This window comes from Flavobacterium aeripolare (genome assembly GCF_013294025.1).
GTDB lineage: Bacteria > Bacteroidota > Bacteroidia > Flavobacteriales > Flavobacteriaceae > Flavobacterium.
Genome location: NZ_JABSNL010000005.1, coordinates 206726 through 225767, shown reverse-complemented (window position 1 = coordinate 225767; position 19042 = coordinate 206726). Strand labels below are relative to the sequence as shown.

General features: G+C 33.7%; 18 protein-coding genes. 12 read left to right on the top strand and 6 right to left on the bottom strand.

Features of this window, described 5'->3' with window-relative positions; translation table 11 throughout:
• Positions 1-3: 3 nt before the first annotated feature.
• From priA to nadC, 4 genes are all read right to left on the bottom strand, one after another.
• Positions 4-2457: a replication restart helicase PriA gene (priA, locus tag HNQ00_RS08130; protein WP_173837833.1), complete on the bottom strand. Its 2454-nt coding sequence runs from the start codon at positions 2455-2457 to the stop codon at positions 4-6.
• Between the two features lie 51 nt (positions 2458-2508).
• The gene (locus HNQ00_RS08125; RefSeq protein WP_173837832.1) at positions 2509-2934 is read right to left on the bottom strand and encodes a DUF2147 domain-containing protein; all 426 of its coding nucleotides are present in this window, start codon (positions 2932-2934) and stop codon (positions 2509-2511) included.
• 110 nt (positions 2935-3044) lie between these two features.
• Positions 3045-3977: a YihY/virulence factor BrkB family protein gene (locus HNQ00_RS08120; RefSeq protein WP_173837831.1), complete on the bottom strand. Its 933-nt coding sequence runs from the start codon at positions 3975-3977 to the stop codon at positions 3045-3047.
• 133 nt (positions 3978-4110) lie between these two features.
• Positions 4111-4968, bottom strand: a complete 858-nt coding sequence (nadC, locus tag HNQ00_RS08115; protein WP_173837830.1) for a carboxylating nicotinate-nucleotide diphosphorylase — start codon at positions 4966-4968, stop codon at positions 4111-4113.
• Between the two features lie 367 nt (positions 4969-5335).
• Between nadC and HNQ00_RS08110 the strand changes: the two genes are divergently transcribed.
• The 5 genes from HNQ00_RS08110 (at position 5336) to rlmH (ending at position 11817) form a co-directional block, all read left to right on the top strand.
• Complete coding sequence (locus tag HNQ00_RS08110) at positions 5336-6400, top strand: endonuclease/exonuclease/phosphatase family protein (RefSeq protein ID WP_173837829.1); 1065 nt, start codon at positions 5336-5338, stop codon at positions 6398-6400.
• A 109-nt stretch (positions 6401-6509) separates the two neighbouring features.
• A complete protein-coding gene (locus HNQ00_RS08105) occupies positions 6510-7757 on the top strand; it encodes a DUF2254 domain-containing protein (RefSeq protein WP_173837828.1) in 1248 nt (415 codons plus the stop codon).
• Positions 7758-7788: 31 nt separating this feature from the next.
• The gene (locus HNQ00_RS08100; RefSeq protein WP_173837827.1) at positions 7789-9690 is read left to right on the top strand and encodes a mechanosensitive ion channel family protein; all 1902 of its coding nucleotides are present in this window, start codon (positions 7789-7791) and stop codon (positions 9688-9690) included.
• A gap of 228 nt (positions 9691-9918) precedes the next feature.
• Complete coding sequence (locus tag HNQ00_RS08095; protein WP_173837826.1) at positions 9919-11337, top strand: amidohydrolase family protein; 1419 nt, start codon at positions 9919-9921, stop codon at positions 11335-11337.
• A gap of 6 nt (positions 11338-11343) precedes the next feature.
• Complete coding sequence (gene rlmH / locus HNQ00_RS08090; RefSeq protein WP_173837825.1) at positions 11344-11817, top strand: 23S rRNA (pseudouridine(1915)-N(3))-methyltransferase RlmH; 474 nt, start codon at positions 11344-11346, stop codon at positions 11815-11817.
• 18 nt (positions 11818-11835) lie between these two features.
• On the opposite strand, the gene HNQ00_RS08085 is transcribed toward rlmH, so the two are convergent.
• Complete coding sequence (locus tag HNQ00_RS08085) at positions 11836-12465, bottom strand: hypothetical protein (RefSeq protein ID WP_173837824.1); 630 nt, start codon at positions 12463-12465, stop codon at positions 11836-11838.
• Entirely contained in the window at positions 12455-13291 is an 837-nt protein-coding gene (gene folP, locus HNQ00_RS08080; RefSeq protein WP_173837823.1) for a dihydropteroate synthase, read from the bottom strand. The genes HNQ00_RS08085 and folP overlap by 11 nt, the downstream gene beginning before the upstream one ends.
• Positions 13292-13439: 148 nt before the next feature.
• On the opposite strand from folP, the gene HNQ00_RS08075 reads away from it, so the two are divergent.
• The 7 genes from HNQ00_RS08075 to HNQ00_RS08045 all read left to right on the top strand — a co-directional run bounded on the left by HNQ00_RS08075 (position 13440) and on the right by HNQ00_RS08045 (position 19009).
• Positions 13440-13982, top strand: coding sequence for a DUF1599 domain-containing protein (locus HNQ00_RS08075; RefSeq protein ID WP_173837822.1), 543 nt, complete (start codon positions 13440-13442; stop codon positions 13980-13982).
• 13 nt (positions 13983-13995) lie between these two features.
• On the top strand, positions 13996-15096 hold the full coding sequence (locus HNQ00_RS08070; RefSeq protein WP_173837821.1) for a BT_3928 family protein: 1101 nt from the start codon (positions 13996-13998) through the stop codon (positions 15094-15096).
• Between the two features lie 46 nt (positions 15097-15142).
• Entirely contained in the window at positions 15143-16219 is a 1077-nt protein-coding gene (locus HNQ00_RS08065; RefSeq protein ID WP_173837820.1) for an ABC transporter permease, read from the top strand.
• A 211-nt stretch (positions 16220-16430) separates the two neighbouring features.
• A complete protein-coding gene (locus HNQ00_RS08060) occupies positions 16431-16931 on the top strand; it encodes a TlpA family protein disulfide reductase (RefSeq protein ID WP_173837819.1) in 501 nt (166 codons plus the stop codon).
• Between the two features lie 46 nt (positions 16932-16977).
• A complete protein-coding gene (gene tpiA / locus HNQ00_RS08055; RefSeq protein WP_173837818.1) occupies positions 16978-17730 on the top strand; it encodes a triose-phosphate isomerase in 753 nt (250 codons plus the stop codon).
• A gap of 106 nt (positions 17731-17836) precedes the next feature.
• Positions 17837-18697 (top strand): 50S ribosomal protein L11 methyltransferase, encoded by an 861-nt coding sequence (gene prmA, locus HNQ00_RS08050; protein ID WP_173837817.1) that lies wholly within the window; start codon positions 17837-17839, stop codon positions 18695-18697.
• A 36-nt stretch (positions 18698-18733) separates the two neighbouring features.
• A complete protein-coding gene (locus HNQ00_RS08045) occupies positions 18734-19009 on the top strand; it encodes an ATP-dependent Clp protease adaptor ClpS (protein WP_173837816.1) in 276 nt (91 codons plus the stop codon).
• The last annotated feature ends 33 nt before the right edge of the window (positions 19010-19042 follow it).

Below are 19042 nucleotides of genomic sequence, written 5' to 3'. Positions count from 1 at the left end.
GATTTAATAAAAATCTACATTCACACTAACTTTTATAGCTCTATATTGTGCTACAGCATCAAAACTATTCAACATTTTCTGAATAGTTTTTTTTATTCCCGCAACTGAGTTATTTGTAGGCACTTTTATTATTATTGTTCGAATGTATTCATTGCGAATTCTATTAATAGAAGGTTCCTCTGGTCCTAAAACCGGAATAGCTAAATTTTGTGCCATAACTTGATACAGCCACATTGCTCCTTCTTTCAATTTATCGTAGTCGCGTTGTTTTAGCGTAAGCTTTATTATTCTAAAATAAGGGGGGTATTTGTAAATCTGGCGATCGTACAATTGCTCCTTATACATTCCTATATAGTTGTTGTTTGTAACTTGTTGTATGGTATTGTGATCAGGGTTGTATGTTTGAATCAATACTTTTCCTTGTTTCAATGCACGACCAGAACGACCAGCGACTTGTGTCATCATCTGAAAACTTCTTTCAAATGCTCTAAAGTCTGGATGATACAACATGTTATCTGCATTCATAATCCCCACTAAGGTAACATTATCAAAGTCCAATCCCTTAGCAAGCATTTGAGTTCCAACAAGAATATCTATTTCTCTATTTTTAAAACTATCAATAATTTTTTCGAAACCAAATTTTCCTCTGGTCGTATCTTGATCCATCCTTCCTATTTTACTATCAGGAAAAAGAAGCTCTAACTCTTGCTGAATTTGCTCTGTACCAAAACCTTTAGTAGTTAAATCCACACTGGAACAAGCATGACAATGTGTAGGCTTAGCTATTGAGTAACCACAATAATGGCAACGAAGTTGGTTTTTATGTTTATGGTATGTTAAGCTAACATCGCATTGCTGACACTGTGGAATGTGGCCACAAGTTAAACACTCTAACAGCGGAGAATAACCTCTTCTATTTTGAAACAAAATTACTTGTTCACCTAATGCTTTAACTTCGGTAATATTTTGAATTAAGGTATCACTAAAATGACCGGTCATTCTTTTTCTAAAATACTTGTCTTTTAAATCTACCAACTCAATTTCAGGCATGGTTACTTTACCGTATCGGCTGGATAATTCTACTAATCCAAATTTATCATTTGTAGCATTATAGTAGGTTTCTATACTAGGAGTAGCAGATCCTAACAAAACTTTCGCCTTATGAAAATTAGCTAGCACTATTGCGGTATCACGAGCATGATAACGTGGTGCAGGATCCATTTGTTTATACGTTTGCTCGTGCTCTTCATCTACAATAATTAAACCAAGCTCTTTAAACGGTAAAAACAAAGCCGACCTCGCTCCTATTACAATTTGCGCTTTATCAGAATTTTGCAATACTTGTCTCCAGACCTCAATACGCTCATTATTATTATATTTCGAATGAAAAACAGCTACCTTATTACCAAAATAAGCACTTAACCTACTAACTAATTGTGTTGTTAATGCTATCTCAGGCAAGAGGTACAATACTTTTTTTCCTGTCTCGAGATACTTCTCAATAAGTTTAATATACACTTCTGTCTTACCGCTAGCAGTAACACCATGAAGCAAACACACCTCTTTTTCTTTAAAGCGCTCTTTTATTTGCTCTAATGCAATTTCCTGAGTTGGACTAAGTAAAATTTCTCTATTGGATTGATTTTCGCTAAAATCGATGCGATCTTCCTGAATTAAATAATCTTCAAAAATACCTTTATCGATCAAAGCTTTAACCGCTACAGATGTAGAGTTTGCAGCATCAACTAATTTTTTAACTGTGATTGGTTTCTTCTCTGAGGCGTTTAATTGAAAATAGTTAAGCACTAATTCTTTTTGCTTAGCAGCATTTTTAAGCACTTCTAACAAGGTACTTAGGCCTCCATCTGTAGTATATTGTTCATGCAAACGAATATAACGCACTAGTTTAGGCTTGTAGCCATCTAGCACTTCCTCTTGAAGACTGATTGCCCCTTTATCTATTAATTTTTGAATAATGGGGAAAACATTCTTTTTATTCAAAATACCAACAATATCCTGAATTTTCAATGTCGATTGCAATTGCAAAGCTTCATAAATCAGGTACTCCTCATCAGATAGTTCTTGCGAGTTAATTACCGCACTTTGTTTTAAGGAAATAATTGTTTCACTTTCAAGCAACAGCCCACTTGGTAAGGCTGCTCTATATACATCACCAATGGCGCACATGTAATAACTTGCGATCCACTGCCAATGTCTAATTTGCACTGCTGTAACTATAGGAGTCTCATCAAGAATTTGATTAATCTCCTTTGCCTCATATAATGTAGGTTCGTTTTGATGCGTTTCAAGAACTAAAGCAGTGTACATCTTATTTTTACCAAAAGGGACCGACACGCGCATCCCTTCTTTGATAAAATGATATTCTGCCTCAGAAATACTGTACGTAAACGTCTTGGCAAGTGAAAGCGGTAAAATTACTTCTACAAAAAAAAGCATTGTTATTATTTAAAATTTTAAAAGTAAACTCTAATTAAGACTACGCCTCAATTATTTTACTCTATACCAGTACTGTGTTCTTCCTAATAATGAGAAACCAATATATCCACGCACTTTTAATTTATCTTGTGATTCAAGTACGATTAGACATTTGTATAACTTTCCGTTTTTAGGATCTAATATTTGACCACCGCTATACTCATCACCATCTTTTTTTAATCCTTTGATTACGTTTAAACCCATAATAGGCTTTCTAGCGTCTTCACCGGGACAGTCTTGACATAACTCTTTAGTGCGGGAAGCATCTAAAATTTCTACTACCTTACCATAAATTTTTCCAGACTTCTCATAGATTTCGATAATAGATTTAGCTTTACCTGTCTCATCGTCAATTGTCTTCCATTTTCCAGTGATACTTTGAGAGTAAAAAACTGTAGTGATCAATAATAAAGCAAATGTAAAAAAGGTCTTTTTCATAATTTTTTTGTTTTTAGGTTAATTATATAAAATTGGTTTGAATACGCATAAACCAGTATTATTCGGTTTTAAATGCAATTCCAAACATACTATAAAAATAGTAATATTGGTTATGTTGGTGGATTAATATTTTTACGTTTCAACTTGGTTATCGTCGCATTCAGTTCGAAACCTAGTAGTAGAATCATACAATTAATCCAGATATAGAACATAACAATCAATAGCGTCCCAATAGAACCATAGAGTTCATTATACTGTGAAAATCGGATTACCCAAATTCCGAAAAAATACGAAATAATAATCGTAAAAACTGTCGTAAATACAGATCCTATTGATATAAAAGAACGTGTTTTATCATGTTTAGTACCAAACTTAAATAAGATTGATGTTGTGATTAATATCATTAAAATCAAGAACACATAACGACCCATTACTACTAATGGAATTTGTTCGTTTAAAAATTCTCTAGCTGTTAACTTTTGGATAAATACCTCAAAAACAACAATGGTGGCTACAGTAACAATCAATAAGACAGATAATACTAATGACATCCCTATGGCTATCAAATACTGCTGAAAAAAGCCTCTTTTTACTAATACATGTTTAGAATTTTGAAACCCACCTAAAATTGCATTCAAACCATTGGCCATTAAAAATATCGATAATAAAAAACCTGACGACAGCAATCCAGAGTGACTATTGTGCAAAATATCATTAACAATATTTGAGATAGCATAAAATGTATTTGGAGGAACACCATCTTCAACAAATTTTAAAAAATCAGCCTGAAAACCTTCAATAGGTATGTATGGGATGAGATTTAATATAAAAAGTGCAAAAGGGAACAGCGCCATAAAAAAGCTAAATGCAATAGAACCGGCTCTGTTAGAAAGTGCTCCTTCAGCAATACCTATACCGTAATGCTCTAATAAATCGTATAAAGTAAGTCCTTCTAACCATGGAAGCTTTACCTTTTTTAAAGGATCTGCCATCCTACTTAAAATAGGGATCTTACTGATTTTTTCTTCTATTTCTGCTGACATCAATCACGCTTTTTTAAAATGTATCAATTAAAACAATATTACCCATTTTAAAGTTCTTACATTATAATTACCTGCATTTCGTTATATACTGACAACATCTTATTTAATGATAACTAAAACCTTGCCAAACTTACTATATCGCTTTTAAACTCAAGTCCATATTGTATACAGAATGCGTTAAAGCGCCTGACGAAATGTAATTTACACCACAGTCTGCATATTGTCTAATTGTTTCCTCGTTAATATTTCCTGAAGACTCTGTCAAACTTTGTGTACCAATAATTTTCACTGCTTCTCTTGTCATTTCGTAATCAAAATTATCTAGTAAGATGCGGTACACACCACCTTCAGATAAGATTTCGTTAACTTCGTTCAAATCTCTTGCTTCGACAATGATTTTTAAATCCTTATTGTTTTCTTTTAGGTATGATTTTGTTTTGGCTATAGCTAAACCCACACCTCCTGCAAAATCAATATGATTGTCTTTCAACATAATCATATCATACAAAGCGAAGCGATGATTCTCGCCACCACCTATTTTTACTGCCCATTTTTCGGCAACCCTAAAACCTGGAGTGGTTTTACGTGTATCAAGAATTTTAGTATCTGTACCTTCTAATAATTTTACGTAGCTGCTAGTTTTTTTCGCTATTGCAGACATGCGTTGCATCGAGTTTAAAACCATGCGTTCTGCTTTTAATATTGACTGTGAACTGCCATGAACATGAAAAACGACATCACCATACTTGACCGCAGCACCATCTTCGATAAAAACCTCTATCTTTAAATTTGGATCTACATAATTAAATATCATTTTAGCAAAGTCTACTCCGGCAATAATACCTTGATCTTTTACTAAAAGTTTTGCTGATCCTACTGCATCTGCGGGAATACAAGCTAGAGAACTGTGATCCCCATCTCCTACATCTTCACGTATCGCATTAGAAATTAATAATTGCAACTCATTTTGAAATTGTGCTTCACTAATCATTTTACAAAATTTATATTTAGTGCTAATGTACTCGTTTTTTTACGGATTGAAAAACTTCTCTCTCAATGCTCTTGAAAATTACTTAACGTACCTTACCAAATTTATATCTAAATCACTATCTACTAGTAAATTGTAGCACACAAGGCGTTTAATAAGATATTTAAATAGGTCCTGAACCAAATATTATTACTAAAAACACAGCTTATGCACTGCAATTTCTGTTTTCAAAAAGCACAATTTCAAATAGTATTATCTACTTTTAATCCTTTTTAGCTTTTGAAACTAGTAAGCGCTTTGCTATTGACTTTTTAAAGAGGAAATTAAACACACAATAATTACGATTAGTACCATTATTCAATTTTACTTCATGATCACTTTAAAAATAATTTTATATCTATTCTCGTTCCTACTTTCATTAGTAGTGCTGTTACCATTGGTTAAAAAAGACTTTTGGCTATTCCGAGTATTTGATTACCCTAGAGTGCAAAAATTTGTGCTCATTTCCATTGTTCTTGCTGCTTGGTTTGTGTTTTTTAATGATAGTAAATTGCTTATTGATTGGGCGATCATACTTTTTTTAAGCGTTACATTAGTTCATCTTGCCTATGTAATTATTCCATTTACTGTGTTGGGTAAAACGATGGTTGATCGCGCCGAAAGCAGTAACAAAACTCCTTTGAACATTTTAGTATCAAATGTATATCAGTACAATGATAGCTTTTCAAAACTATTAAAATTAGTAAAAGAAGCACAGCCTGACATTGTTTTTTTATTAGAAACTGACCATAAGTGGCGCGATGCCGTAATTGAACTACGAGAAAGTTATCCTCATTATATTGAGGTTCCGCAAGACAATACTTACGGACTACTATTTTATAGTAAGTTGCCAATCACAAATCAAGAAATCAACTTTTTAATTGATGACGAGATTCCGTCGATAATCGCCGATGTTACTTATGATGAGCAAACCGTGCGAATATACGGTCTTCACCCTACTCCTCCTGTTCCTAAAGAAAACAAATATAGCACAGACCGCGACGCTGAGATTTTAATGGTAGGAAAAATGGCCAAGGAGTATAAAAAGCCTTGTCTTGTAATGGGAGACATGAACGATGTAGCCTGGAGTTACACTACAAAACTTTTTTTAAAAACTAGTGAATTATTAGATCCAAGACGCGGTAGAGGTATGTACAGTACCTTCAATGCTAAACAAGTATTATTGAGATGGCCTCTTGACCACTACTTTTTGAGTAGCCATTTTAGACTAGTAAAGATGAGTGTCGAAAAACCAATCGATTCAGATCACTTCCCTATTAGCATTAGTTTGATTATTGCCACAAAAGACGAGTCTGATAAAATGACGGCTGACAGCGAAGATAAAAAACTGGCTAACGAGAAAATTCAAGCAGGCAAAAACGATACTCCTCTCTAATATATTTATCGAAAACAAATCCAAAAAAAGACCGTAGTATATAGAGAATACGATAGCAAGAATAGCTAAATTGAGAAATAAAACTTAAATTAGTAACAAACCCTTATTTATGGAAGAACATTTACGCTTTGTCGTGCACCGCATAAAAGAAAAGCTGTGGTTTAGACCCCTCCTTTTTTGCATTGTATCCATAGGAGCTGCCTTGACTGCTCAACTTGCAGATCGCACTCGATTACATGAACTTGTTCCTGACATCAAGATAGAGTCGCTCTCTGAGTTGCTCAATATTATCTCAGCAAGCATGCTTGTAATCGCCATATTTACTGTTGGTTCTATGCTTTCAGCTTTTGCAGCAGCAAGTAATACTGCCACACCTAGGTCTTTCAAATTGATTATCAATGACGATGTCTCAAAAAATGCCTTATCAGTATTTATTGGTTCGTTTATTTTTAGTATTGTCGCTTTAGTCGCACTAAAAAATGGCTATTATGGGCGTGCAGGTTTATTTACTTTATTCGTTTTTACCTTACTCTTTTTCACGCTTGTGATTTTAACTTTCCTTAGATGGGTAGAGCGTATTTCTAAGTTGGGCCGTATGGGACATACCATAAAACTTATTGAAAGCGCCACGATAATAGCTATAAAAAACCGATTACTTTCACCTACTCTACACGGTATCGCTATTAGCGCACACAATAGCGATAATGACGTAATAAACAGCAATGATACGGGATACATACAGCAAATAAATATGAGTGCGTTGCAAAAAATCGCAAAGGAAGCAAATGCCATTTTTAGCTTACACGTTATTCCTGGGAAATTTATTGCAGCACAGCAACCACTGTTATCCTACAATTGCGCCACCAGCGATGTTACAATTGAAACTAAAGCAATACTTGATGCTTTTACTATAGGAAACACCCGCTACTTTGAAAGTGATCCACGTTTTGGGATTATAACTTTAAGCGAAATTGCAAGCAGAGCCTTGTCTCCTGCAGTTAATGATCCTGGTACAGCAATTCAAATTATCAATAGTCATATCAAGCTTTTCTCGATGTGGAATACGATAAATGCAGCTGCAAAAAGTGATGATGTGTTATATGATCGCATTGCTGTACCAGAGATAGTAGTTACTGATTTATTTGAAGATGCTTTTAGGCCTATTGCACGAGATGGAGCAGCAAATATTGAGGTGATGCTTCGCCTTCAAAAAGCATTTCATATATTATCTAAAAGTGACCATAAAAACATTTCCTTAGCAAGTTATTTTCATTCGTCACAAGCATTTGACAGAGCAAAAATAGATATGAAGCTAGAGGCAGATATCGCACTCTTAAAAGAAAATTGCTTACTTTAAATTTATTGTTGCTCAACCATTATTACTTCTTATGTTTTTAAACAAATATTGTAACGCACTAGCTTTTTATACGCAAACAATTATCTTAATCGTCTTGCTCAGCATTGCGGCTCAGTCATTCGCGCAAAGCGATAGCACAAACGTAAAAAATGACTCTATCAATACGAGTATCATTGCTAATTATAATAAAAAAATTGCTGTAATAGAATCACAACGATTAAGCGATTCAGTAAAAAAAGCAACATTAGAAGCCCAAATTCTGACTTTAAAAACGACCGATAATTTAAAAAAAGAAGAACTTCAGAAACAACTAGAAGTCCTGTACTCAAAAGACAGCATTAGAATTGCTCAAAAAAAAGCACAAATTAATTTATTGCGGCTTACCGCAAAAGGGTATCCCGTATCAGGATTTTTTAAAGACACTTTATTTACTATATATAGCAAACTAGGTAGTTTCTCAGCTAAAGATAGAGCTGATGCTATCTCTGCTAGGATTAAGAGTCTAGGTGAACAGTTTGGATTTAACGCTGACTCCTTGAAAACTGTTGCTGCCGAAACTACAATTGACTTGGTTTACAAAGAAAGTATCATCATCAGTATTTCTGAAAATGATATTTTATGGAATAATTCCACAAAAACGGCCTTAGCAGCAAACTATAAAAAAATCATTACCAACGCTGTTGTTAAGTACAAACAAGAAACTGATGTCAGCACCTTATTAAAAGAGGTAGGATTAGCCTTGCTAGTTCTTATAGTAATGGGAATCTTGATTCGCTATTTACGCAAACTTTTTAATTGGACCGCTTTCAAAATACAGCAAGAACAAGATAAAAAAATCAGGGGAATAAAAATTCGGAATTTCACATTATTTGATGCTAAGCAACAAGTAAATGCCTTATTAAATGTCAACACGGTGATCAAATGGTTGTTAATACTTTTATTGGTATACATTGCATTACCCATACTTTTTGGTATTTTCCCTTGGACAAAAGACTTTGCTGGAACCTTATTTGGATACATCCTTAATCCGTTGAAGAAGATCATTATTGGTTTTTGGAATTACCTTCCTAACTTAATTACAATATTAGTTATTGTTGTTGTTTTTAGATATGTTTTAAAGGCGATTAAATTTTTGAAAGGCGAGATTCAAAAAGGGAATTTGGAGATTCCAGGTTTTTACGCTGACTGGGCAAATCCTACCTATCAAATAGTTAGGGTCATCATTTTTGCATTCATGTTAGTAGTAATCTTTCCCTATTTACCCGGTAGCGATTCTCCAGTTTTTCAAGGAGTATCAGTGTTTTTAGGTTTTTTATTTACATTTGGTTCGGCTGGATCCCTTTCGAATATTGTAGCTGGACTAATATTAACGTATATGCGATTGTTCAAAATAGGAGATCGCGTTAAAATAGGTGAAGTTATTGGTGATGTAATCGAAAAATCATTACTAGTAACCCGCATTCGAACCATTAAAAACGAAATTATTTCAATACCTAACTCAACGGTAATGGGAAGTCACACGATAAATTATAGTAGCGACGCACCAGAAAAAGGTTTGATAATTCACACAACTGTCACCATAGGGTACGATGTGCCATGGAAGTTAATGCATGAGGCTTTGATCGAAGCTGCGTCACGCACTACCTTTGTGCTTAAAGAACCAGAACCATTTGTATTACAAACGAGTTTAGAGGATTTTTATGTGGCTTACCAAATAAATGCCTACATTAAAGAAGCTAATAAACAAGCCATAATTTACTCTAATTTGCATCAAAATATACAAGATGTATGCAACGAAAAAGGTATAGAAATTATGTCTCCACATTACAGAGCAGCTCGAGATGGTAGCAGTTCAACAATTCCTGCAAATTATTTAAACAAGGACTACAAAGCACCTCCTTTTAATATAAATATTCAAAAAGAAAAGGAGTAACACTGCTTCATCAAGTAATATATAACGCCTGTATAACCTTAATTATACAGGTCTTTTTATAGGATCTATAATCGCCACTGAACTTCCGTATTTTTTTTTAAGGCTATAATCCACTATCTTTGCTCAGTTTTAGAGTAAAATGTAAGCCATCATACAAATGATTAAACTTCAAATCACTTGAAAGCTTACTGAAAAAAACATTCTTATTACCCATACTAAATCCAACTTATGAAAATATATATTACCCTGATACTTTCGGCTATAATAAATTTAAGCCAGGCTCAAAATGCCAACAATTACTTAGAGAAAATTAGAAATAATGAAGCAGAGTTAACCGCTTTTTTCTCTCAAATGCCTAAAGGAGGCGACTTGCACCATCACTTTAGCGGATCGATTTATGCTGAACCGATGCTGGAAGATGCAATAGCAGAGGATTTCTATTTAAACACTAGCACAATGGAAGTGCTTAAGGACAAACCAAATACCGGAGATTGGGAACAATTTTCGACAATAATAAAAAGAGGTGAATTGTATGCGTACAAACAGAAAATCATGGAGAAATGGTCTGCTAAAGATTACAATGGCGTAAGCTATCCTTCTGACAAATTATTCTTTGAGTCATTTAGTAAATTTAGTCCAGCAATTCCAGGTCATTTTGGAGAGGGATTAATCGAACTTAAAAACAGAGCCATCTCAGAAAACGTGAGTTATATAGAGACACAATTGTCTACGATTCCATCAGAAATTAATACAGCTGACTTGGTTGATTTTAATTCGCAGTTAAGACAAGCAGCCGAAAATAAAGACGAAAAGGCGGTAAAAAAACTATTAGAATCACTTTACAAAAATTTTCAAAAAAGAGACGCTAAGAAAGATGCACAAAACTTCAATATCAATTTTGTTGCAAAAATGCACAATGATTTAAAGATTGATGATGCTAATTTCACTATGCGTTACCAGAATTTTGTTTTGCGTTTCATGGAACCGGTTGATTTATTCAAAAACTTAGTTGTCGCTTTTATCTCTGCTGACTCAAGCGATTTAATGGCTGGTGTAAATATTGTCTCTCCAGAAGATGGCGAGACGTCAATGAAAGATTATTGGTTACATATGGTTATGTTTAACTATTGCCACAGTGTTTTTCCTGAGGTGAAATATACTTTGCACGCTGGAGAACTTACACTAGGATTAGTACAACCAGAAGATTTAACATGGCACATTAACGATGCTATTTATGTTGCTGGTGCAAATCGAATAGGTCACGGTGTAGATATGGCGTATGAAAAAAATGCCTATTCATTGTTACAATACATGGCAAAGCAGCAAATTCCTATCGAAATTAATTTAGCAAGCAACGAGTTTATTTTAAAGGTTAAAGAGAACCGTCACCCAATCTCATTGTACCGTGAATTTAATGTTCCTGTCGTTATTAGTACAGATGATGCAGGAATCTTACGTACTAATATGACAGAGCAATATGTGTTATTAGCAAAAAGATACAAGGATGTTTCTTATGACGAAATAAAAAGATATGTGTACAACAGCATCAATTTTAGTTTTATAAAAAGCAGCAAAGTAAAACAAGATTTAATCAAAGATCTTGATGTAAGATTCAAGAAGTTTGAAGCTCAATTTCCGGTTAAATAAGAACCCATGAATATTAAATTGATCGCCATTGGCAAGACAGATAATAAAGCGTTACAAACATTAATCGACGATTATACAAAGCGTTTGTCTTTTTATGTAAAATTTGAATTAGAGGTTATTCCTGATATTAAAAATGTCAAAAACTTATCTGAAAGTCAGCAAAAAGAGAAAGAAGGTGAATTGATTCTAGCTAAAATCACGCCTACAGACCAGCTAATATTATTGGACGAAAATGGTAAAAACTACTCTAGTGTTGGTTTTTCTGAGGAATTGCAAAAAAGGATGAACTCGGGCGTAAAAACATTAGTTTTTGTAATTGGTGGTCCTTATGGATTTTCTGAAACAGTGTATGCCAAAGCAAAAGGAAAAATTTCACTTTCGCTTATGACATTTTCTCACCAAATGGTACGTTTATTTTTTATCGAACAAGTGTACCGTGGCTTTACGATTTTGAAAAACGAACCGTATCACCATCAATAAATAGCTTGTTATTTTCACTTAGAACAAGAACTCGCGTGGCGTTTCATTAGTAAAAGAATCCACCTCCCTGATAACGACTTTTGTTTGAATGTATTGATCAAAAGTCATATTTTTATCAAAAGCCAAAATAATTCTTGGGGTCACTTCGAGATTCAACCCACTTAAATAGGTTAGAATCTTCGCTCTATCAAATGTTGTGTTATTGCATAGCACTAGTTTAGATCCCTTTTTAAAATACAAGATTAAATCAGCTTTCATGGGTGTACCTATCTCATAATATACATGAGTAAAAGGTAGAAAAGCCATGTTTTTACCCACGCTATCTGCATAAGAATAATAATTTTCAGCCAGCGCATTTTTATGTGCTTTTTCTTCTCTCTTTTTCATTTGCAATTTAATCACTTCTGGAATCACTAGTTTTAAAGGCAAGCGCTTGTCTATGTTTAAAATCCAATTTGTCGAGATGATGCTGTTTTTTCTATTGACATCTACCAGAGTATCTTTGTCTTTAGTTTTAAAAAACATATAAATAGGGGAATGATCAGTGACATCACCCACTACAGTATGATCCGATTTAGGTAGTAAAACATCCTCTTTACTAGTACATGCCAACATAAAAAAACAAAGTAACAAAACACTATATTTCATATTCATAATTTAAAAGGTTAAATAATTTCACTGCTTCTACTGCTTCCTTTACATCGTGTACACGCAGTATTGAGGCACCGTTCATTAATGCGATAGTATTTAAAACCGTAGTTCCATTTAAAGCATCATTAGCGGTTACTTGAATTCCTTTTTGTATCATCGATTTCCTGGAGACTCCTACTAACAGTGGTAATTTTAAAAGCTCATACACTTTTAATTTTTGTAAAATTTCATAATTATGTTCCAGTGTTTTTGCAAAACCAAAACCGGGATCAATTATCAAATCATTTATTCGCAAGCTTCTTGCAGCTGCTATACGTTCAGCAAAGTAAGCGATACTTTCCTTTACAACATCGTTATATGCTACATTTTCCTGCATTGATTGAGGGGTTCCACGCATGTGCATCATGATGTAGGGCACATTGTACTTTGCTACGACTTCAAGCATGCGATCATCTAGCTTTCCTGCCGAGATATCATTTACCATTGCCGCACCATGATCTAAACAAGCCGCAGCTACAGTACTTCTAAAGGTATCTATCGACAATAAAACGTCAGGAAATCTTTTTAGAATTAATTTCACAGCAGGAACAATCCTATTTAATTCTTCCTCTTCAGTAACCGCTGCCGCATTAGGTTTGCTAGAGTAGCCACCTATATCAATAAATGTAGCTCCATCAGTAAGCATTTTGTCTACTTGATTTAATAATTTGCTTTCCTCATTATAAGCACCACCATCAAAAAAAGAATCTGGCGTTATATTCATGATTCCCATCACTTTGGGTGTAGATAAATCTATTAGTTCTCCCTTGCAATTTATTGTCATTACTATTTTGTTTTTATTTGCGTTGCTTTAGAATACTTTGTTGTTAGTATCGAAGCCGTTGGTATACTGAACTTTCAAGTTCAAACTTCGCTATTTTTTAAAATTAATCGCTATTTTTGAGCAAATTTTATACAAATATACACCAATAATGAAGAATACTTCTCAAGAATATGATGCTGTGATCGCAATTTGTCGTTCACTTTTTAGTAATAAAATGACAGATTATGGAAGCGCATGGCGTATTTTAAGACTACCATCATTGACAGATCAGATTTTTATTAAAGCGCAACGCATTCGTAGCTTACAGGAAAATGAAGTACGTAAAATTGACGAGGATGAAAAAGGAGAATTCATTGGTATTATTAATTATTCAATTATGGCTTTGATTCAATTAGAGTTAGGAGTTGTTGACCAACCTGATCTAAACCTAGCTAAAGCAACAGCTTTGTACGATGCTAAAGTAACATTAACTAAAGAACTGATGGAGGCTAAAAATCACGATTATGGTGAAGCTTGGCGTGAGATGAGAGTGAGTTCACTAACAGATTTAATCTTGCAAAAACTTTTAAGAGTGAAGCAAATTGAAGATAATAAAGGAAAAACAATCGTCTCTGAAGGTATTGATGCCAACTACCAAGACATGATTAACTACTCCATATTTGCACTAATTTTAATGAACGCACACGCATAAATACATAATAAACATGAAAAATATCATCACCCAATTTTCTCGAATATTTGTTGGTCTACTGTTTATAATCTCAGGATTAATAAAATTGAACGACCCTATAGGTTTTTCATACAAACTAGCGGAGTATTTTAGCGAACCCGTTTTCAATATGCCTTTTCTGGTTCCGCTTTCACTAGGACTTGCATTATTTTTAGTAGTCATAGAAGTTGTATTGGGAGTGATGCTTCTTATTGGATACAAATCAAAATTTACAATTTGGAGCCTGTTATTGATGATTGTATTTTTCACATTTTTAACATTTTATTCTGCTTATTTTGACGTGGTTAAAGATTGTGGTTGCTTTGGAGACGCATTAAAACTTACACCATGGCAGTCATTTACAAAAGATGAAGTACTCTTGTTCTTTATACTAATCTTATTTGTAAACCAGAAATTAGTAAAACCTTTATTTGTTAAAAGCATACAAAATATTATTGCTTATGCAAGTATCGTCCTTTGCATATTTATGGCTGTATGGGTATTAAATCATTTGCCTCTTATTGATTTTAGACCTTATGCTGTAGGACAAAATATTCAAAAAGGAATGGAAATCCCTGAGGGCGCACCTCAATCTGTAGTAGAGATGGTCTTTATTTATAAGGTTAATGGAGTCAATACTGAGTTCAAAGAAGCTGACCTAATGGCTATTCCCGAAGGAGCAGAATTTGTTGAAAGAAAAGACAATGTACTATCAGAAGGTTATGTTCCTCCTATTCATGATTTCACAATGATGAAAGACGACTCTGATTACAAAGAGGAGTTTTTACAAGAACCTAAATTACTTATGCTAGTGAGTTATGATTTAACTATTGCTGATAAAGCAGGGATGTCAAAGCTTAAAAAATTAAATGATGCGGCTGTAGCCAAAGGGTACAAAGTTGTAGGAATGACCAACTCTAATAAAGAAATAATTGACGCTGTAAAAAAGCAATACAATTTAGATTTTGAATACTATACCTGTGATGCCATCGCTTTAAAAACAATCGAAAGAGCAAATCCAAGTATTGTTAAATTAGAGAAAGGTACTATTGTACAAAAGGTACACTACAATGACATCGAAGATTTAAAACTGTAAGCATTGTGTTTTTAATACTTAAATTTACCATTAGAACCAACATTAAATGTTAAGATACTTTCTCAATAAGTTAGGATATGCATTGCTCACTTTATATGGGGTAATCACTGTTATCTTTTTTTTATTTAATGTTTTACCAGGAGACCCTGCTAGAATGATGCTTGATCAAAATGAAAATTCGGATCAATTAGCATTAATAAAAAAAAAATATGGCTTTGATAAACCCATTGCCACGCAGTATCTATATTATTTAAATGACTTATCCCCTATCTCTTTTCACAGCACTGACAGTACTGACTATACTTATTTGAGCGAAGGGAAATACAATGCACAATCATTGTTTGCTATTGCTAACACGCAAATCGTTATAAAGACGCCCTATTTAAGAGAAAGTTTTCAAAAAAGCGGAAAGAAAGTATCGCAAATCATAGGCAACACCTTACCTAGCACCGCAATACTAGCATTGTTTGCTATTGTAATCGCTATTGTTTTTGGTATCATTTTAGGCGTTGTTTCGGCCTTACATAAAGATACTTGGATTGATCGCGTGATTGCATTAATAAGTACTCTAGGTATGAGTATCCCCTCTTTTTTTAGCGCAATACTATTTGCGTGGCTGTTTGGATTTGTACTTCAAAAATACACTCATCTCAATATGACAGGAAGCTTATATGAAGTAGACGATTTAGGAGAAGGAAGTTACATACAATGGAAAAACATCATTCTTCCTGCAGTGGTCCTAGGCATTCGTCCTCTAGCAGTTGTGATTCAATTGATGCGTAATTCCTTATTAGAGACTTTTGGTCAAGATTATATAAGAACAGCACGAGCTAAAGGATTATCTGAATTTCAAATCATTCGCACGCATGCGTTAAAAAATTCACTCAACCCAGTTGTAACTGCTATATCGGGTTGGTTTGCCTCCATGCTAGCAGGTGCCGTCTTTGTTGAATACATTTTTGGTTGGAACGGCTTAGGTAAAGAAATAGTAGAAGCGCTTAATAATCTTGATCTTCCCGTTATTATGGGATCAGTATTAGTAATCTCGACAACATTTGTTGTTATCAATATATTAGTAGACATTATTTATGCCTATTTAGACCCAAAAATCCGCTTGTCATAAGCGGATTTTCTATTTTATAATTCATTTCTAACTACTGTAAGCAATCAATTTAAGTTAGTCACATTATTTTTTCACATTACTATTACGTTTTCATTTTGCTTTTTTCACATAGAATAGAGCAAATACTTCCATTTATTTCACTAAAATCAAAAAAAATCAAAGTTTGATTATCAATCAAATTGTTTCCTTAACTTTGTTAAAAATATAAATTATGAAAAAAATTATAGCTTTATTCGTTGCTCTTGTAGCCATATCCTGCAATGATTCAAAAGCACAGCAGACTTCATTTTCTAAGGAAGCTTTAAATGAAACCATCGCAAATACACAAGACGAGCAAGTAGCTTTTCAAGATGTATTAAAAAAGCATGAAGGAAAAACGGTCGTTATCGAAGTATGGGCTTCATGGTGTGGTGATTGTGTAAAAGCAATGCCAAAATTAAAAGAGCTGCAAGCCAATCATCCTGAGGTAGATTATGTATTTATATCTATGGATAAAACCGCTGATAAATGGAAAGAAGGAATCGCAAAACATGATTTAAAAGGAGACCACTATATGGCAAATGATCAGATGAAAGGTGTATTTGCAAATGCAATAGATTTAGACTGGATTCCGAGATATATTGTAATTGATAAAACAGGTAAAATTGCATTGTATAGAGCAATCGAAACAGATTTTGATAAAATTGATGCAACATTGAATAGCTTGAAATAAGTAGATAAGAACTAAAAACGAATACCCACCATATAATAAAACTAAAATGAGAAAGAAAATTGTAGCCGGAAACTGGAAAATGCATAAAAATTCAGAACAAACTGAAGATCTTTTAAATGACCTTATCGATAAATTACCAACAGATTCTGAAACACAAATTATAGTAGCTCCTACATTTGTAAATTTGGCTTCAGCTGTTGATCATTTAGAGTTTATCAATATTGATGTTGCTGCGCAAAACATGCACCAAGCAGAAAGTGGTGCTTTTACTGGAGAGATATCTGCAGACATGTTAAAAAGCATTGGGGTAAACACAGTAATTTTAGGACACTCTGAGCGTAGAGCTATCTTCAATGAAACAGATGCATTAATTGCAAGTAAAGTAGATACTGCATTAAAGCATGACATGACTGTTATCTTTTGTTTTGGAGAAGAATTAAAAGACAGACAAGAAAAACAGCACTTTAATGTTGTTGAAAACCAATTAAAAGATGGTTTATACCATATAGATAAAGCAGCTTGGAAAAGTGTTGTACTAGCTTATGAGCCTGTATGGGCGATAGGAACAGGAGAAACAGCTTCACCAGAGCAAGCACAGGAAATGCATGAATTTATTAGAGAAAACATTCGTAAAAACTTTGGTGCAGCAATAGCTGACGAAGTTAGTATATTATACGGTGGAAGTGTGAAACCAGAAAATGCAAACGAAATCTTCTCTAAACCAGATGTAGATGGAGGTTTAATAGGTGGTGCAGCTTTAAAAGCAGACGATTTTATAGCAATTGTAAATGCTATATAAATAAAACAGCATACTTTTTATAAAAGCGATAATTGATTTTATCGCTTTTTTTATTTTTATAATATTACGTAATAGAGAAATGTTACCTTTGCAAAAAAAATTAGACATGTCAAATATATACATAGGATACCATTTTACTATTGAACCAAAAGCAACTGACGATAGAGAGCAAGCGATTCAAGTGGCTTCAGAGATCTTAATTGCTGAATTAGGAGAAATGGCCTTTGAAAGCTTCACCGAAACTGAAACTGGTGTTTCAGCATTTGTGCAAAAAGATTTATGGGACGATAAAATAGTAGAAGATATTCAAATTTTAAAATCAGAAGAGTTTACTATCGAATATACCTTTGAAGAAATCGATCAAGTAAACTGGAATGAAGAATGGGAAAAAAACTTCGAACCAATTGATGTGGATGGAAACTGCCATGTTCGCGCCCCTTTTCACCCAAAAACTGATGCAGAATTTGATATTGTTATCGAGCCTAAAATGAGTTTTGGTACAGGTCACCATGAAACTACGCACATGATGATTCAGCACTTACTTGAAATTGACGTTAAAGGAATGAAAACTTTAGACATGGGTTGTGGAACTGCAATTCTTGCAATTCTAGCTGAAATGAAAGGAGCACAACCAATTGACGCAATTGATATCGATAACTGGTGTTACTTAAATTCAATTGAAAATGCAGAACGCAATGCTTGCAAACACATCACGGTCTATGAAGGTGAAGCAGCATTACTAAAAGATAAAAAATACGACCTTATTATCGCTAACATCAATAGAAATATTTTGTTGAATGATATGCAGGCTTATGTGGACTGTTTAAACCCTAAAGGGACATTATTATTAAGCGGATTCTATGAGGAGGACATTCCATTTATAGATGGATCGTGTACAGAAAAAGGACTAACATATGTTAAAAAATTTCAAAGAAACAACTGGGTTTCATTAAAATACGTAAATTAGTAGAATTAATAAATTACGAAATCAAAGCGTACAAAGATGAGTACTAAAGAAAAAGTAAGAGAAAAAGTAAGTAGAAAAGAAGCTCCTACACTTAACAATGAAATAATAGTGTATAACGATGACGTCAACACGTTTGATCATGTTATAGAAACTTTAATTCGCGTGTGTGAGCATACAGCTGAACAAGCAGAACAATGTTCTCTAATCGTACATTATAACGGTAAATGCACTGTAAAAACAGGCCCTTTAGATAAATTGAAACCACAGTGTACACGATTATTAGAAGCTGGTATAAGTGCTGAAATCATTTAAAAACAGCCGTTAGATATTGTATTTAACTTTTAT

Excerpts from the sequence above, each read along its gene's own strand:
- HNQ00_RS08070 (WP_173837821.1), top strand. The coding sequence starts at position 13,996 with ATGAAAAATATCATCACCCAATTTTCTCGAATATTTGTTGGTCTACTG.
- HNQ00_RS08085 (WP_173837824.1), bottom strand. The coding sequence starts at position 12,465 with ATGAAATATAGTGTTTTGTTACTTTGTTTTTTTATGTTGGCATGTACT.
- HNQ00_RS08120 (WP_173837831.1), bottom strand. The coding sequence starts at position 3,977 with ATGTCAGCAGAAATAGAAGAAAAAATCAGTAAGATCCCTATTTTAAGT.
- nadC (WP_173837830.1), bottom strand. The coding sequence starts at position 4,968 with ATGATTAGTGAAGCACAATTTCAAAATGAGTTGCAATTATTAATTTCT.
- HNQ00_RS08110 (WP_173837829.1), top strand. The coding sequence starts at position 5,336 with ATGATCACTTTAAAAATAATTTTATATCTATTCTCGTTCCTACTTTCA.
- priA (WP_173837833.1), bottom strand. The coding sequence starts at position 2,457 with ATGCTTTTTTTTGTAGAAGTAATTTTACCGCTTTCACTTGCCAAGACG.
- prmA (WP_173837817.1), top strand. The coding sequence starts at position 17,837 with ATGTCAAATATATACATAGGATACCATTTTACTATTGAACCAAAAGCA.
- HNQ00_RS08125 (WP_173837832.1), bottom strand. The coding sequence starts at position 2,934 with ATGAAAAAGACCTTTTTTACATTTGCTTTATTATTGATCACTACAGTT.
- HNQ00_RS08060 (WP_173837819.1), top strand. The coding sequence starts at position 16,431 with ATGAAAAAAATTATAGCTTTATTCGTTGCTCTTGTAGCCATATCCTGC.
- HNQ00_RS08065 (WP_173837820.1), top strand. The coding sequence starts at position 15,143 with ATGTTAAGATACTTTCTCAATAAGTTAGGATATGCATTGCTCACTTTA.
- HNQ00_RS08075 (WP_173837822.1), top strand. The coding sequence starts at position 13,440 with ATGAAGAATACTTCTCAAGAATATGATGCTGTGATCGCAATTTGTCGT.
- HNQ00_RS08100 (WP_173837827.1), top strand. The coding sequence starts at position 7,789 with ATGTTTTTAAACAAATATTGTAACGCACTAGCTTTTTATACGCAAACA.
- folP (WP_173837823.1), bottom strand. The coding sequence starts at position 13,291 with ATGACAATAAATTGCAAGGGAGAACTAATAGATTTATCTACACCCAAA.
- rlmH (WP_173837825.1), top strand. The coding sequence starts at position 11,344 with ATGAATATTAAATTGATCGCCATTGGCAAGACAGATAATAAAGCGTTA.
- HNQ00_RS08105 (WP_173837828.1), top strand. The coding sequence starts at position 6,510 with ATGGAAGAACATTTACGCTTTGTCGTGCACCGCATAAAAGAAAAGCTG.
- HNQ00_RS08045 (WP_173837816.1), top strand. The coding sequence starts at position 18,734 with ATGAGTACTAAAGAAAAAGTAAGAGAAAAAGTAAGTAGAAAAGAAGCT.
- HNQ00_RS08095 (WP_173837826.1), top strand. The coding sequence starts at position 9,919 with ATGAAAATATATATTACCCTGATACTTTCGGCTATAATAAATTTAAGC.
- tpiA (WP_173837818.1), top strand. The coding sequence starts at position 16,978 with ATGAGAAAGAAAATTGTAGCCGGAAACTGGAAAATGCATAAAAATTCA.